The organism is Hymenobacter monticola (genome assembly GCF_022811645.1).
GTDB lineage: Bacteria > Bacteroidota > Bacteroidia > Cytophagales > Hymenobacteraceae > Hymenobacter > Hymenobacter monticola.
The window spans coordinates 4,348,426-4,363,579 of sequence record NZ_CP094534.1; the positions used below are offsets into that span (position 1 = coordinate 4,348,426).

The following is a 15,154-nucleotide window of genomic DNA, read 5'->3' on the forward strand; positions in this document are numbered from 1 at the left end:
TGGCACAAAGGTAGCTTTCCGGGCACGATGCTGTATCTATTTACGCACACCGCGTGCGGCATTAGAAGTAGCATAAAAAAAGGCGAACCACTGGCTCGCCTTTTTACTTTGAATTCTGCTGGCTCTGGGCCTACTCCACCACCAGGCGGCGGGTTTGGGCGCCGCAGCGCACCACATACACGCCCGGGGCCAGCCCGGCCGGTAAGGTGAGCGGGGCCTGCCCGGCGGCGTCAGCCTGGGTGTGCAGCACCGGCCGGCCCAGCGCGTCGAACACTTCCACCGCGGCCCCGGCCGGCAGGCCGCTGGCCAGCGTGCCGGTGCGGGTCGGGTTGGGCGAGAGGGCCAAGACTTCGGCGGCGCCCAGCATCACCGTGCGCACAAGCGAGTAGCTCAGGCTGCCGTCGGCATCGACCTGCCGCAGGCGGTAGTAGAGCTGGCCGACCGGGGCGCCGGCATCGAGGTAGGCGTAAGTGCGAGCTTTGGTGCTGTTGCCGTTGGCCGTCACCTGCCCTACTTTGACGAAAGTTAAGCCGTCTAGGCTGCGCTCAATGCCGAAATAGGCGCTGTTCTTTTCCGAGGCCGTGGCCCAGGCCAGCTTCACAGCACGGCCTTCGGCCTGGGCCGCGAAGCTGTTCAGCTCTACCGGCAACGGGGCGTTGGCGTTGCCCAGGGTCCAGATGCTAAAGTTGCGCACGCCGGCCAGCGTGGCGGTGTTGGCCGTGGCGTCGAAGCTCGCGTTACGCTGGAGGCCCCAGGAGTCGGCTGCGCCGGTTTCGCTCTTGAACAAGGCCAGGTTGGCCTCATTGATGCCGTTGAGTTCGGCCTCGCGGTAGCTCATGGTCAGCGTAATGTCAAGGCCCGTGTTCACGGCTGGCTGAATGTCGAACCAGCGCAGGATGCCCGCGCGGCCGGCCGTGCCCGTGCGGGCCGTGCCCGTGGTGCGCTGCACCAGAGTGCTACCGGGCAAGGGGCTGCCAGCGGCGGGCGTCAGCGTCAGGCCCAACCCGCCGAAGTCGTTGGCCGTGCCGGCCGCGTTCATGTCGCGGGTGGTTTGCACCGTGCCCGTCACGTAGCCGCTCGCACTTTCGCTGAGGATGGCCGTACCCCCCAGCGCGAGCAAGTGGCTGCCGGTGCTCAGCACGCCGCTGGTAAGGGCCAGGCTGCTGGTAACGGTGAGTGGAGCGACCAGCGTGAGGCCGGTGCCATTGTCGAGCGTCAGGGTGTGCACGGTGGCGGGCAAGCCGCTACCCGTAACCTGGGCCACCGTGCCGTTGTAGGTGTAGAGGGCATCGGGGCTGAACGAGCGGGCGCCCGAAACCTGCACGGCCCCGGTGGCCCCACTGCTGCTGATACCGGCCGCGTCGCAGATGCCCAGCGTGGCTCCGGCCTCGAGTGTGAAGCTGCCCGCCCCAGTCAGCGGCTGGCAGGCGGTAAGCAGTTGCCCGCCGCTCTGCACCGCGAGGGCACCCAACACCTGCACAGCCCCGCCCAGCGTGGCCACACCGGTGCTGCTGATTGTCAAATTATTATACAAACCGGCCGCAATAGTTTGGCCCGGTGCGCTGATGGTGAGGCTGGGGTAGCCCACCGTGAAGCTGGCGCTACTGCCCGTGCCCCCGGCGTTGGTGATGCTAACCGGGCCGCTGGTAGCCCCGGCCGGCACAACGGCCGTGAGTTGAGTAGCGGAGTTGAGCACGAAGGTGGCCGCTGTGCCGTTAAACATCACGGTCATGCCCGCCGTGAAGTTCGTGCCCGTAATAACCACGCTCGTGCCAACTGGCCCGCTGGCGGGCATAAGGCTGCCGGCGGTGGGGGCCGGTGGCGGGGAGTTTTGTAAAATCTGGGCACGGCTGCCGACACCAGTCGTCATCATATCCATGTCGCCGTCTCCATCAATATCACCCAGCAATAGCACAGTAGGATTGTTGCCTGCCGTCACGTTGCTGCTACCCACGAAGACGCCGGTGCTACTGCCGGTGGCATCGCCCCCGTTCAAGAGCACGGCCACCGCGCTGCCGTTGGCGGCCACCAGGTCCAAGTCACCGTCGCCGTCCATGTCGCTCAGTGCCACACCGCCAGGGGCGCTGCTCACGCTTACCGTGCTGCCGTTGGTGAAGACGCCGCTGTTGCGGCCGGTGGCATCGGCCCCGTTCAGGAACACGGCCACTGCGTTGCTGGTGGCCGCTACTAGGTCCAGGTCGCCGTCGCCGTCCACGTCGCCCAGCTGGGCGCTGCCGGCCGCCGCGGCCAGCGCCACGTCGCTGCCCCCGGCAAAGGTGCCAGCATTGCTGCCAGTGGCATCGCTCCCGTTCAGGCGCACGGCTACCGTATTGCCCACCGGCACTATCAGGTCCAGGTCGCCGTCGCCGTCCACGTCGCCCAGCTGGGCGCTGCCGGCCGCCGCGGCCAGCGCCACGTCGCTACCGTTGGCGAAGGTGCCAGCATTGCTGCCAGTGGCATCGCCCCCGTTCAGGCGCACGGCTACCGTATTGCCCACCGGCACTATCAGGTCCAGGTCGCCGTCGCCGTCCACGTCGCCGAGTACGATACGGCCGGCGTTTGTTCCGGGCAGCGTCGCTAATCGGGCGCTGGCATCAGTAAACACCCCGGTGTTACTGCCGGAGGCATCGCCGCCATTGGGAAACACAGCTACCACACCGGCGCTGCCAATCACCAGTAGGTCCAGGTCACCGTCACCATCCACATCGCCCAGCTGCGGGTTATTCACTGTACCGTATGCAATACCAGATGTAGGAATCGTGATGGCCAGCCCAATGCCCGAGGTGAAGGCACCCGTACCGTCGTTAACGTACTTTCCAAGGCCGCCTTGGTAGCCTGGCCTTGGTACGTAGCTGCTATGTATCAGGTCTAGGTCGCCGTCGCCGTCAATATCTCCCAGCACCGAGGCACTTAATTGGATGGTTGCGGCTTGCATCATGGCAATAGGTCTATAGGGAGGGGTTGTACTGGCTACAAACCCGCCCCCCCCACCGGTGGTGGCCGTCGTGAACTGGTACACGTGCGGGGCAGCCCCCACGTTGGCGGTGCTCCGCACTGAGCCTGGCACCGTGACGGACACCCTTTCGCCCGGCTTGAAGTCGGCTCTCTGCACGCCGGTGGCCGGCACGGTGGGCGTAAGCGTGACGGTGCTGCCACCGTTGCTGAGCGCGGACGTGGCCGTGCGCTGCCCCCGGTACTGTGTGGCGTTAATCTTGATGTTGCCCGCCGTGGACGGGTCGAGGGCCTGCGAAAAGGGTACCACCACCGTGGTGTTGCGGGCCGCCGCAGGGGCGTTGGCGGCCGGGGCTAGGCCCGCCCGCGTAACGTCAGGGGCTTGGGCTTGGGCGGCGGTGGCAAACAAGCTGACCAGGCAGGTTAGCTTGCCACGCATGGAGTAAGGAGAGGGCATATGGAATTTAAACTGGGTGTAGCAAATTCCACAAAGCTCCTTCACCCCCTCCTGCCGTACCCAAAAATGTTGCGAGTGGTAGCAAAACGGGGCTGAGTGACCGGAATATGTCACTGAATAGCAAAGCCAGTCAATTACCGTCCTCAATAAAATATAATTATTATTTGACAATATTTTACCAAATCTCCCACACAAAGCACCTTTATTGCACTAATATAAGACATTATTTATTTTCTTATCTTACCATTTGGCTGTTAAAGCCACAGCTCTAATGTCGGCTAGGTCTGCTTATTAGCTACCGAACCGGCAGCAGCAGGCAGGCCGTGGTGCCATGCCCCGGCGTGCTCTCGAGACAGAAGCGGCCGCGCTGGCGCTGCGCCAACTGGCGCACCAGGGGCAGGCCCAGCCCGGTGCCGCGCTGTCCGGGCAAGCGCAGGGCCAATCCGGTGGGCGTGTCGTTGGTTTGCAGGGCCGCGAGTTGGGCTGCGCTTAGGCCTGGCCCGGCGTCAGTCACACGCAACTCCAAACAGCCACCGGCCAACTGGGCGGCCAGCGTAATGACCGAGCCGGCCGGGGCCACCTTCAGGGCATTGCCCAACAGGTTGCGCAGTTGGGCGCGCACCATGTTATGGTCGGCCCAAAGGGGCGGCAGGTCGGGGGCCACGGTCACGGTCACCGTTACTTGCTGGGCACGGGCCTCCGCAGCGTATAGGGAAGCCAGCTCGCGGAGCAGGCGGGAGGCGTCCAAGGCCTCGGGCTGGTAGGCCAGCTCGCCGCTCTGGCTGGCGGCCCAGTGCAACAGGTTGTCGACGAGAGACGTGAGCTGGCTGGTGGTCTGGCGCACTTCGGTGGTCACCTCGTCGAGGACGGCGGGGTTGTTTATACCGGCCCGGCGGTAGTAATCAAGCAGTGTGGCCAGCCCGCCCAAAGCGGCCAGTGGGCTGCGCAGGTCGTGGCCGATGACGGAATATAGCCGGTCCTGGGTGGCACGAGCGGCGCGCAGGCGACGGGCCAGCCGACGCATTTCCAGCAAGGCATAGGCCGTGCCCCCCAGCAGCAAGGCCAGCAAAGCCGCCGCCGTCCAGGCCAACTGCTTTTGGCGCTGTTGCTGGGCACTTATGGTCCGCAACTGGTCGATTTGCACCTCCTTCCTTTCGGTCTGGTAGCGCGTTTCCATGTCGGCCAGGGCCGCGTATTGCTGCGTGGCCCGCAGCGAGTCGGTAAGAAGCTCGAGCTGCTCGCGGGCGTGGTAGGCCGGCTGCCAGCGGCCCAGGGCAGCCAGCGCGTCAGCTTTGAGCTGCAACACCTCGCGCAGCTTCACCCGGTTGCGGGCGGCACGGTAGCTGGCTTCCATATCGGGCAGTAGGGCGGTGGCCGAAGCCGGCTCGCCGGCTCGCAAAAGATAGTCGGCCAGCTTGAGGCGTTGCGCGGCGCGGGCGGCCGGCGCGTCGAGCGAGTCGGTGCAGGCCAGGGCTTGCGGCACCCAGGCGGGGTTGGACGGGCGGGAAGTGGCGCGGGCCAGCCAGTGGCGCAGCACCAGTTCTTCGGCTCGCCATTGGTAATACAAAAAATGCCGGCGCAAAGCTGGAGTGGGCGCCCGGCGGGCTACTTCGGCCAGCCCCACGGCGGCGCGGCGCAGGGCCGCCTCGGCCACGGCGGGCTGGCCGGTGCGCAGGCTCACTTCGGCCACGCGCAGGCGCAGGCTGGCCTCAATGCCGGCCAGGCGCCAGTAGGCTGTGTCGCGCTGCCGGGCGCGTTGCGCGTTGGCAATGCCGCCGGCCAACAAGCCCAGCAGCTCGGGGGCCCGGCGCTGCCGCAGCAGCAGGGCGTGGGTGTAGCCGAGGGTTTCGGCCAGGGAGACGGCGGCCATGGTAGGCTCGGTGGCTTGCAGGGCACGCGTAGTGCCACGGGCAGCGGTGTAGTAAAGTTCGGCGCGCTCGTCGTTGCCTTGTTCTTCGTAGGCTTCGCCCAGCAGCTCGTTGAGCCAAATCAGGCCGGCGTAGTTGTCGAGCTGCTGGTAGTAGCGCAGGCCCTGGGCGTAGGCACGCACGGCCCCGGCGTAGCTGCCGCGGCGGCGCAGGGCCAGCCCGGCATTGGCGTAGGCACCGGCCAGGGCCACCCCCACATTCACGCTGTCGCCGAGGGCCAGCGGCTGGCGCTTGCGGGCATTAGGGGGAAAGCCGCTGGCCTTGAGGGCCGTGATTTAGCGCCGGTGGCAGGCCAAGGCGCTATCGGTCGCCTGCTGCGTCCAGTAGTAGCTGCTGAGGCGGTGGTTCAGCTCGGCCGCGTCGAGGGAATAGCCGGGCACCCGGCGGTTGGCGGCCAGCGCCCGGCGCAGGTAGGCCAGGCCGGAGTCGGGCTGCTGCTGCACAGCCGCTGCGGTGGCCAAGCGCGCCCACACCACGAAGGACAGCGGCTCGGGCGCCCACAGGCGGCGCCGGGCCCAAAGCCATTCCCGCTCCCGGCGAAAGGCGGCCATGTTTTCGGCTTCGGTACGGCGCTCGACGTCCTTGGTGGGCTGGGCCGCGGCCCAGCTGGCCGCTTCGCCCGCCGATACCTCGCGCAGCAAGGCCCGCACCCGGGTCAGGCTGGCCTGGTGGGCCGGGCTGCCGGGCTGGGCCCGCACCGACCACCCGCTGAACATCAGTCCCAGTAAAAGCCCCCAGCCGGCCAACCGGCCGAAGTGCCTCGCGCGCAGCCGAGAATAGAAGCCCATTTCCAACGCGCAGCTAGTCATGGAACACCGATACGCCTGGGCACGGGCGGTTGTCCCCCATCCGTTGCCGGCGTGCTTCGCTGGTCCCCCGAGCAATTGTCGCAAATGGCTTTCCCTTTCGGCCCATAAAGTGCAAAGATGGGCCACCTACCCTACTAGCCGCAAGCGGTGCAGCAGGGCATCGCGGTAGCTGCGGCTCAGCGGCAGCTCGGCCCCGGCCACCGTCACCATGGTTTGGCCCTCGTTGAAACTTTCGATGCAGGCCACGTTCACCAAGTAGCCGCGCTGAATTTGCACAAATTGTTGGGCCGGCAGCTCCAGGGCCAATTCGCGCAGCGGCTGCCGGCTCAGGTAGCGGCCAGCGGCCGTGACCAGGGTGCAGTAGCCGTCGCCGGTTTCCACATACTGGATTTCGGCCAGGCACACCTTCACCAGCCGGCCCCGGTCGCGCAGGAAAATGCAGTCGCTCAGCAGCACTTCCGGGCTCCAGGGCAGGTTCAAGGGCTCGTCGGGGCCGTCGGTGCCCCCCGCCAGGGCAGCAGGCAGCGGGGCGGCCTGTCCGGCCGCATGGTTGAGCAGGGCCAGCTCCAGGGCGTGCTGCAGGGCAGCCGCATCGTAAGGCTTGAGCAGGAAGGCAGCCGGGCGCGCCAGCTTGGCACGCCCAAAAGTGGCCTCATCGGCCATGGAGGTAAGAAAGATGATGGGCAACGGCCGCACGGCGCGCAGCTCGTGCGCCAGCGCAATGCCGTCACGGTCACCGTCGAGGCCGATATCGAGCAAGGCCATGTCGACCGGCGGAAGGCTTTCGCGAAACAAGTCGGCCGCTTCATCGGCCGTAGCCACGGGGCCGACTGCCTCGTAGCCCAGCCCGCGCACCAATACCGACAGCAAGCGGGCGGCAAGGGGCTGGTTTTCGGCCAGCAGAAGCCGAACAGGAGTAGAAGCTTGCATAGAGAGCAGGGTGGACAGTACGCTTACGCACTGCTAGTCGCAAAAGTGCAGCCTTCCTCTTGTTCTCGCAATACTGCTGTGCTTAAAAATTGTTATTTTGCTCTGCGCTTTGGTTGGGGCAGGCACGTTGGGTTGTAGCGCATGCTTCCGGCAGGCGCGCAAGCCTCAGCTACTTGGCCGAAAGTGGCCCAGCGAGGTCTTGCGCCTGACACGGCTGGCTTATTCCTCGAAAAGATGCAAACAGCGTCCAGCTGGGGCGAAGGAAGGCCGGCTTGTTCATTTTCAACAAATGAGGCCGGGCGAATGACTTGTTGTTAATTTACGGCAAAATCAGCCCGAAAAACCGGGGTGCGTATTTTCCAGCCGGCCACGCCCACCATGCCCTACAAAGAGCGCAACATCGAAAAACAATACTTCACCATTGGCGAAGTGGCCGCCCAGTTCAAGGTGGCCGAGTCGCTGGTGCGCTTCTGGGAAACCGAGTTTGAGGAGCTGCGCCCGCGCCGCAGCAAGAAGGGCAACCGCCTCTATACCCCGCAGGACATCGAGGTGTTCCGCACCATCTACCACCTGGTGAAGGAGCGCGGCTACACCATCCCCGGCGCCCGCGACATGCTCAAGCAAAAAGGCCCGCAGCTGAAGGAAAAGATTGACGTGGTGCAGAGCCTTGAGAAGGTGCGCGCGTTTCTGGTGAGTTTGAAGAAAGAGGTGGACGCGGCGGGCAAGGCCGAAGCCGCCGAATAAACTTTCATGACTAATTCTACCGACGACACCCTTTTCCACGAGCTCGCCCTCACCCTGCTGCCCGGCATCGGCCCGCAGCTCACGCGGCAACTGATGAGCTACGGCGGCTCGGCCAAAAACGTGCTCATAATGCCGCCCGGCAAGCTGCGCCGCATTCCGGGCGTGGGCGAGGCCACCGTGAAAATGCTGACGGGCCCCGAGCGGGAAGCGGCCTTCCGCAAAGCCGAAGCGGATTTAAAGAAAGCAGAAAAGGAAGGTGTCGAAATCCTATTCTACACCAGCAAGCGTTTCCCCAGCCGCCTCAAGCTGATTCCGGATGCGCCCGTCATTCTTTACTATAAAGGCACGGCCGACCTGAATGCGCCGAAAGTTGTGGCACTGGTGGGCACGCGCAAAAACACCGACTACGGCCGCGAGCAAACCGAGCGCATCGTGCAGGGTCTGGTGCCGCACCGGCCGCTGGTAGTGAGCGGCCTGGCTTATGGCATCGACATCATCGCGCACCGCGCCGCCCTGCAGGAAGGCCTCGAAACCGTGGGCGTGATGGCCACGGGCCTGGACCGCATCTACCCGCCGACACATCGCAAAACGGCGGACAAAATGCTCGAACAGGGCGGCCTGCTCACTGAATTTCCCTTCGGCACGCCGCCCGACCGCTACAACTTCCCGGCCCGCAACCGCATCATCGCCGGCCTTTCGGATGGCACCGTGGTGGTGGAAGCTGCCAGCAAAGGCGGGGCTCTCATCACCGCGGAGCTGGCCCTGAGCTACGACCGCGACGTGCTGGCCGTGCCCGGCAACCTGGGTTCTGAGGCTTCGGCCGGCTGCAATGCGCTTATCAAGAGCAACAAGGCGGCCATGTATACCGAGCCGCTGGACCTGGAGCAGCTGCTGAACTGGGACGCGGCCCTGCACCAGTCGGGCAAGTTCAAGGCCGCCCCCTCCTACTCGGCGGCCGATTTTACGGCCGAGGAATTTGCCATCATCACGGTGCTGGCTGCCGCGCCCGGGCGCGAGCTGCAGATGGACGACATTGCCTGGCAGGCGCAGATTGCCATTTATGCCGTGGCCTCGCTGCTGCTGGGGCTGGAGTTTAGGGGCGTGGTGCGGGCAATGCCGGGGAAGAAGTTTGCGTTGGTGTAGCGTAGCTTATCGCCAAAATCGCATTCTCGGCATGAAAAAAACTTCAGCAACTTTCGTTCTGGCGGTCCTGGCCGGGCTGGGCGCGGCCGCCTGGGCCTTCCATCAAGGCGATGCCCGGCAGCAAGCCCTGCTGCACAAAATCGGGGCGGTGGGTGCCCAGCTGGCGGCGGGCAGCGCGCAGCGCGCCCGGGGCAACACCACTACCCTACGCGGCCTGTCCGTGGCCGTGGCCCGGAACGGCTACCAGCCCCGTGATGTGGCGGTGCTGAAGCAGAGCGAACAAATTCTCGGGCGCAGCCGCAGCCTGGCCGACACCCTGCGCCAATGGCAACGGGCGGTGCGCGCCGACGCCCACGAGTCTGCCAGCGGCGCGCTGCAGCGCCCGCAGGCCGCCACGCCCCTGGCGGCCGCGCGCGCCAAGCAGCTGGCCCAGTCACTGAACCGCTATGCGCGCTTTATTCAAGCCTACGTGCCCGGTGCCCCGATTTTGGCGCCGCCGCAATCGCCACGGCCCGAAACCACCTGGCTCTACCGCGAGGGTGCGCCGCTGGCCGCCGCCCTGGGCAGCCTCGCGCGCCTCGAAGCAGAAACGCACCGGTTAGCCCAGGATGCGCTCACCCAGCAGGCGCAAAAAATAGGGTCTTGCTGCATCTTCTTCGATAAAATTGGGGCGCTGGCGGTGGCTGTTTCCAACACCGTGGCGCCGGGCGGCACCTACGAGGCCCGGCTGTTTATGACCCACAGCGCCTCAAGCCAGATACCCAAAATGAGCGTAGAGGGGCGCCCTGTGCACGTGGGGTATGACGGGCGGGGCACGGTGGAGTTTCGGGTGCCCCCGCTGCGCCCCGGCCAGCCCGACACGGTACGGGCCCACTGGCGCGGCCACATCACCGTTCGCAGCTACCCCACCGACAGCACCATTCAACTCGACGTTCCTTACTACATCGTTAAGCCCCGCAGCCGATGAAACGCCCCGCATTTTATCTGGTGATGGTGCTGGTTTTGGGCGCAGCCATTGGGGCCGTTTTCTATCGCCAGTACCGCGCCCAACGCCAGCTCAACGCGCAGTTGCAGGAAATGAGCGACCTGTTGATGAGCGACAACGCGGCGGCTGACAAGGCCGCCGAAGGCACCGTGAAAGGCATCAACGCCGCCGTGCAAAAAAACCAGAACCAGCCCCGCGAACGCGCCGTGCTCGCGGCCGCCGAAAGCCTGGACCGCCGCGCCGATTCCCTCGTGCACACCTTATGGGCACACGCCGAAAAGCTGCTTCTGGCCACCCAAAACGTGAATGGCCTCCCCACCCTGCGCCACCCCAACGAAACCCGCGCCGTGACCGAGCAGCTGGGCAACGCCAGCCCGGCCCATCAGCACCTGCGCCAGCAGCTGCAAGCTTTTGACGACACGCTGCGCGCGCTGCACCCTAGCGCCGCCGCACACCTGACCACGCCGGCTTTTGAAGGCCAAACGGTGGCCTTGGCGCTGGCTACCTGCGCCGAACTGGAAAGCGCCGTGCGCGCCGCCGAAGCCGACGTCCTGCGCCACTTAGCCACCCAGGTGGGCCCCACCCAGCTCCGTCGCCACCCCATGGCACTGGCAGAGGCCGAATCGAAGGTGGTGGCGCCGGGCGAACTGTATCGGGCCCGCATGCTCTGGCTAGAGGCGCTGGGCCCCAGCCCGGCCCGCCTGCAGATGCGCTGCAACGGACAGCCCGTGCCCGTGGGAGCCGACCTGGTAGGTCAGGTGCGCTTCGTGGCGCCGCAGCGGCCCGGCCCGGCGGTCTGGACAGCTTCCATTCGTTTTCAAACCATGGGCCGCGATACCACTTTTCAGGTGCGGGTGCCCTACCGCGTGGCCCGGCGCTAGCTTCGCACCATGCTTTTGCTGAATAACGACTTGCTTCTCGCCGCCGCCCTGCCCCTGCCCAACCGCGGCCTGGCCTTTGGCGACGGCTTCTTTGAAACCTTGGTTTTCAGCAACGGCCACCTGCGCCTCGCGGCCGACCACCACGCCCGCATGCGGCAAGCCGCCGACGCCCTCTACCTCAAGCTGCCGCAAGCTTTAGCCACGCCCGAAGACCTGGTAAATACCCTGACCCGCCTGGTTGACGCCAATGATTTGCTGGCCGCCCGCCTGCGCTTGCAGCTTTGGCGCACCGGGGGTGGCCGTTACACCCCCACCACCGACGCTGCCGAATGGCTGGCCACCGCCGAAGCTTTCGTGCCCGATGATACGCCCATCGCCAAAGCCGATTTTGCGCTGGAAACCCATTCTATTCATTCCCCGATGAGCTTTTGCAAAGGCCCGCAGGCGTGGCTCTACGTGCGGGCGGCGCACGAGCGGCAGCGGCGCGGGCTTGATGAAATCATTCTCTGCGATGCCGCTGGGTACGTGGCAGAGGCCGGCGCGGCGGCCATTTTCTGGCTGAAAGATGACGTGCTGTTTACGCCTTCGCTGGCCAGCGGCTGCGTGGCCGGTGTGCGCCGGGCGCAGGTGCTGCGGGCGGCGCGGGCAGCCGGCCTGGAGTGCCGAGAGGGATTATACGCCCGAGAGAGCCTGCTTGGCGCGGAAGCCGCCTTCACCGCCAACGTGGCTTCGGTGCGCGTCCTGCACACCGTAGGGCATACAGTCTTTAATCAGCCCAAAGTTGCTTTTTTAGAAGGCCCTTGGTAGCGCGAAGCCCGGCGCAACAGGGCCGGGTGCAGACGGCCTTTGTTTCATAAGCTGCTGGGGTACACCGCTCGCGGCAATGCTTTAGGTGTTGCGCTGAGCTTTTTTACAGCGGTGCAAACCGGTAGGAAATGGTCACGGTATCGACGGGTGCGCCCGGTGCGGCAACGTCCGTGGCATCCGTGACGTCGGTGCTGTCGTCACTTTCTGCGCCTTCGGCTCGGTCGGTGATATCGGTCGTTTCGGCCACACTGGCTGTGGCGGCGGGGGCACTGGCACTGGTGCTGTCGGCGCGCGGAAGGGCGGGTTTAAACTGCAGTTGCCAGGCCACTCGCTGCAGTTCGGCGTCGAGCGCCAGCACGGCTTTAATGGGTGGCGAGCCCGCGCTTAGCTCCCGCCGCGTGATGGAAATGCCGCCCACCCGGCCATCGGGCAGCACCGTGAGCAACGCGTAGATGGCGCCTCCCACCCCTGCCTGCAGCGCCAGCGCGGGATAGGCAATAAATTGCTGCAGGTATTGATTGAACACCTCCGCCGCATCGGCCCGTTCGGCCGAGTCGGCCAACTGCCAGAAGCGCGGCAGCAAGGGCAGCGTACCCACCGGGGCGGCCGGGGCGGCGTTTGGCTTTATGCGACGGGGCGGCACTTTGCGGCCTGCTTGCGCATGGGCCAGCCCAATCTCCAGCACAAACAAAATAAAACAAACAGCCAAGCGGCGCATCACACATTATTTTTTTGGCATTGCCTTTCTCAGCGGCAAATGGCAAGCAGCAGAGCATGCCGCGCACCAGCGGCGCGTTTCCTGCCGGTTGGGGTTCGTCATCTTCTGGCTTGAGCTTTTCAAACACAAACCCGGTAATTTCCTGCATTACGTTGGTTGGCGCCGCAAGAGGCAACAGACACGGTTGCGCCGCTACACTTGCCCAACACCACCATTGGCCTGGCTTTTCATGGCAGGCTGTAAATCAGTGGGATGATAAGCGCTTCCCTTGCTTCTGTGCCGGGCTGAAATTTCATCAGCCGCACCACCCGGAGGGCCTCGGCCTCAAGAGAGTTAGCGGCTTCCTGCTGGGCAATAACAGGCTCGTGGCGGTCAATGATTTCGGTGCTGACCAGCTCGCCAGCAGCATTTATAACGGCCCTGACCGTAACCTTTCCTTCGAACTGAATGGCCAACGCAGGTCCGGGGTACCGGGTATTGTAGCGAACAAAATAGTAGACCTGTGCGAGGCCAGCTGCTTGAGCTTCAGCACCGGGGCCATGCCAAAAACGCGGCAGCAAAGGCTCGGGCGGCGCAAGCACTACCGGCTTTAAATCCTTTGCTCGTCCCTTTGTGGGTAGATGCACCATCATGCCCGGCGCCACGTGCAGGACTCCGGTGTCCTGGGCCCGTGCGGCGGTTGAGGCAACCGTCAGGATTACGAGGAGCATCGTTTTCATATGGGAAGGCCAAGGGAAATCCTTCTCATCAAACGGCTACCGGCGCCTTTATTGCCGGCCAGGGCTCATAATTTTCCAGCTCAAAATCCTCGTATTGGAACCCAAAAATATCCGTCACCGCCGGGTTGATGCGCATCTGCGGCAGCGGGCGCGGCTCGCGCTCCAGCTGCAGACGGGCCTGCTCCAGGTGGTTGGAGTACAAATGGGTGTCGCCGCCCGTCCAGATGAACTCGCCCGGCTGCAGGCCTACCACCTGCGCCACCATGAGGGTGAGCAGCGCGTAGCTGGCAATGTTGAACGGCACGCCCAAAAACACGTCGGCCGAGCGCTGGTAGAGCTGGCACGAAAGCTTGCCATCGGCCACGTAGAACTGGAACAGGGCGTGGCAGGGCTGCAATTTCATCTCGGGAAGCTCCGCCACGTTCCAGGCCGAGACGAGGATGCGGCGTGAGTCGGGCTGCGTCCGGAGCTGCTGGATAATCTGCGCAATCTGGTCGATGTGGCCGCCGCGGCCGTCGGGCCAGGAGCGCCACTGGTGGCCATATACGGGGCCCAGGTCGCCATTCTCGTCGGCCCACTCGTCCCAGATTTTCACGCCGTGCTCCTTGAGGTAGGCAATGTTGGTATCGCCCTGCAGAAACCACAGCAACTCGTGGATGATGCTCTTCAGATGTACCTTCTTGGTCGTCACCAGCGGGAAACCCTCGGCCAGGTTGAACCGCATCTGCGGCCCGAAAATGGACACGGTACCGGTGCCGGTGCGGTCGGTTTTTACGGTGCCGGAATCGAGGATTTGGCGGAGCAGGGCTTGGTATTGGCGCATGAGGAGGGGCGAAACGAGAGCATCAAAAATAGCGAAAGCTGCCCGTTCGGACAGCTTTCGCTATTTATTGAGTCGTTCACTGTTGGCTAAACAGCTACTTTGGTTTCATGTTTCTGTACTGCTGTACGAATACGGGAGGCCATTCCGTACAGGTCATCGAGTGATGCGATGTCTACTCGCTCACCGCCCTCCACATCGAATAACGTCACATATTTTTTACTGCCATTGAAATGCAGACGGCAAATAGGCTTGCGGTTGTTGTCGTCCAACAAGATGCCGCAGTATGACTGCACATCCCGCATCACCACGCGATTCACCGGGACCGTCTTACGCAGAATGGCCCGTACAATCATAAAGCCCTCGGTTTCCTCAACAGTTGTTTCAATGTCTTTATCCTTGCCTTCCGCTTCAGAAGCAACTGACGTTTCGTGAGCCGGAGCGGCTGGCACATCATTCACTAATAAGCTTTGCCCGCTGGTATCAATCATAGCGGAGCGTAAGCGCATGGCTATTTTATCATTCAAGAACTGATGAAACGAGCGATGCACTAAGATGCTAAACTGCTCTTTCAGTTTGGGTGTCAAAACGCCTTCGTAAACTTGCTTCGAAACGAAATTGATGAAATCAGCCGACGGTTGAGCGAATTGCTCTTCAAAATACTTTTTGAAAGCCCGCATGTATTTGAGGTTATATGCAGCAAAGAGCATATCCTCTATATTAAACGCAGCCTTGCTTAATTTCTTGATTTCAGCTACATCATTTTCATTAAAATTAGTAAGGTCAAATTCCAGAAAAGGCCGCTCATCCATCTTGTTTGGCTGTTCTAAGTCGGTAAACAACCGATAGACTAAGCCATTCGTCAGCACGGCAATACGTGCTTCGGTGACGTGAAAATATCTAAACAGCTGGCTGGCGTGGTTGATATTCAGGTCGCTGCCAACGTGCTTACACTCAATCAAAATAATCGGTTTACCATCACGCATGATGGCGTAGTCAATTTTTTCGCCCTTTTTCGTACCTATATCACAAATAAACTCTGGCACTACCTCCGTCGGGTCGAACACATTATAACCGAGAGCATTAATAAACGGCATTACTAAAGCCGTTTTCGTAGCTTCTTCGGTCTGTATATGCGCAATTTGCTTCTGGGCGCGCGATGCCAGATTGGTTATTTGGTCAATAAGCTCCATAGAATTGGGTGTTAATGGGAAACGGGATATACTTATGAATTTCTGGCTAATAAAAAAGCCGACTCAAA

At 63.2% G+C, this 15,154-nt stretch carries 13 protein-coding genes; 5 read left to right on the top strand and 8 right to left on the bottom strand.

Going from position 1 to position 15,154, the window contains the following annotated elements:
• Positions 1-130 precede the first annotated feature (130 nt).
• From MTP16_RS18055 to MTP16_RS18070, 4 genes are all read right to left on the bottom strand, one after another.
• Positions 131-3,391 carry an FG-GAP-like repeat-containing protein gene (locus MTP16_RS18055; protein ID WP_243512567.1) on the bottom strand — a complete coding sequence of 1,087 codons (3,261 nt, stop codon included), beginning with the start codon at positions 3,389-3,391 and terminating at the stop codon, positions 131-133.
• 313 nt (positions 3,392-3,704) lie between these two features.
• The gene (locus MTP16_RS18060) at positions 3,705-5,540 is read right to left on the bottom strand and encodes a sensor histidine kinase (protein ID WP_243512570.1); all 1,836 of its coding nucleotides are present in this window, start codon (positions 5,538-5,540) and stop codon (positions 3,705-3,707) included.
• Positions 5,541-5,612: 72 nt separating this feature from the next.
• Complete coding sequence (locus tag MTP16_RS18065) at positions 5,613-6,125, bottom strand: hypothetical protein (protein WP_243512572.1); 513 nt, start codon at positions 6,123-6,125, stop codon at positions 5,613-5,615.
• Between the two features lie 147 nt (positions 6,126-6,272).
• On the bottom strand, positions 6,273-7,076 hold the full coding sequence (locus MTP16_RS18070; RefSeq protein ID WP_243512574.1) for a LytR/AlgR family response regulator transcription factor: 804 nt from the start codon (positions 7,074-7,076) through the stop codon (positions 6,273-6,275).
• Positions 7,077-7,454: 378 nt separating this feature from the next.
• Between MTP16_RS18070 and MTP16_RS18075 the strand changes: the two genes are divergently transcribed.
• The 5 genes from MTP16_RS18075 to MTP16_RS18095 are packed head-to-tail and all read left to right on the top strand — an operon-like array spanning position 7,455 to position 11,636.
• Entirely contained in the window at positions 7,455-7,820 is a 366-nt protein-coding gene (locus MTP16_RS18075) for a MerR family transcriptional regulator (protein ID WP_243520080.1), read from the top strand.
• A 6-nt stretch (positions 7,821-7,826) separates the two neighbouring features.
• The gene (gene dprA, locus MTP16_RS18080) at positions 7,827-8,963 is read left to right on the top strand and encodes a DNA-processing protein DprA (protein WP_243512576.1); all 1,137 of its coding nucleotides are present in this window, start codon (positions 7,827-7,829) and stop codon (positions 8,961-8,963) included.
• Positions 8,964-8,994: 31 nt separating this feature from the next.
• Positions 8,995-9,930 (top strand): hypothetical protein, encoded by a 936-nt coding sequence (locus MTP16_RS18085; protein ID WP_243512579.1) that lies wholly within the window; start codon positions 8,995-8,997, stop codon positions 9,928-9,930.
• On the top strand, positions 9,927-10,829 hold the full coding sequence (locus MTP16_RS18090) for a hypothetical protein (protein WP_243512581.1): 903 nt from the start codon (positions 9,927-9,929) through the stop codon (positions 10,827-10,829). The genes MTP16_RS18085 and MTP16_RS18090 overlap by 4 nt, the downstream gene beginning before the upstream one ends.
• Before the next feature lie 9 nt (positions 10,830-10,838).
• Positions 10,839-11,636, top strand: a complete 798-nt coding sequence (locus MTP16_RS18095; protein WP_243512584.1) for an aminotransferase class IV — start codon at positions 10,839-10,841, stop codon at positions 11,634-11,636.
• 103 nt (positions 11,637-11,739) lie between these two features.
• Here MTP16_RS18095 and MTP16_RS18100 read toward each other — a convergent pair whose 3' ends face one another.
• The 4 genes from MTP16_RS18100 to MTP16_RS18115 all read right to left on the bottom strand — a co-directional run bounded on the left by MTP16_RS18100 (position 11,740) and on the right by MTP16_RS18115 (position 15,086).
• Entirely contained in the window at positions 11,740-12,345 is a 606-nt protein-coding gene (locus tag MTP16_RS18100; protein ID WP_243512588.1) for an energy transducer TonB, read from the bottom strand.
• 236 nt (positions 12,346-12,581) lie between these two features.
• Positions 12,582-13,073, bottom strand: coding sequence for an energy transducer TonB (locus tag MTP16_RS18105; RefSeq protein WP_243512590.1), 492 nt, complete (start codon positions 13,071-13,073; stop codon positions 12,582-12,584).
• 28 nt (positions 13,074-13,101) lie between these two features.
• Positions 13,102-13,896 (bottom strand): thymidylate synthase, encoded by a 795-nt coding sequence (locus tag MTP16_RS18110; RefSeq protein WP_243512592.1) that lies wholly within the window; start codon positions 13,894-13,896, stop codon positions 13,102-13,104.
• A gap of 86 nt (positions 13,897-13,982) precedes the next feature.
• The gene (locus MTP16_RS18115) at positions 13,983-15,086 is read right to left on the bottom strand and encodes a type I restriction endonuclease (protein WP_243512594.1); all 1,104 of its coding nucleotides are present in this window, start codon (positions 15,084-15,086) and stop codon (positions 13,983-13,985) included.
• Positions 15,087-15,154: the final 68 nt, after the last annotated feature.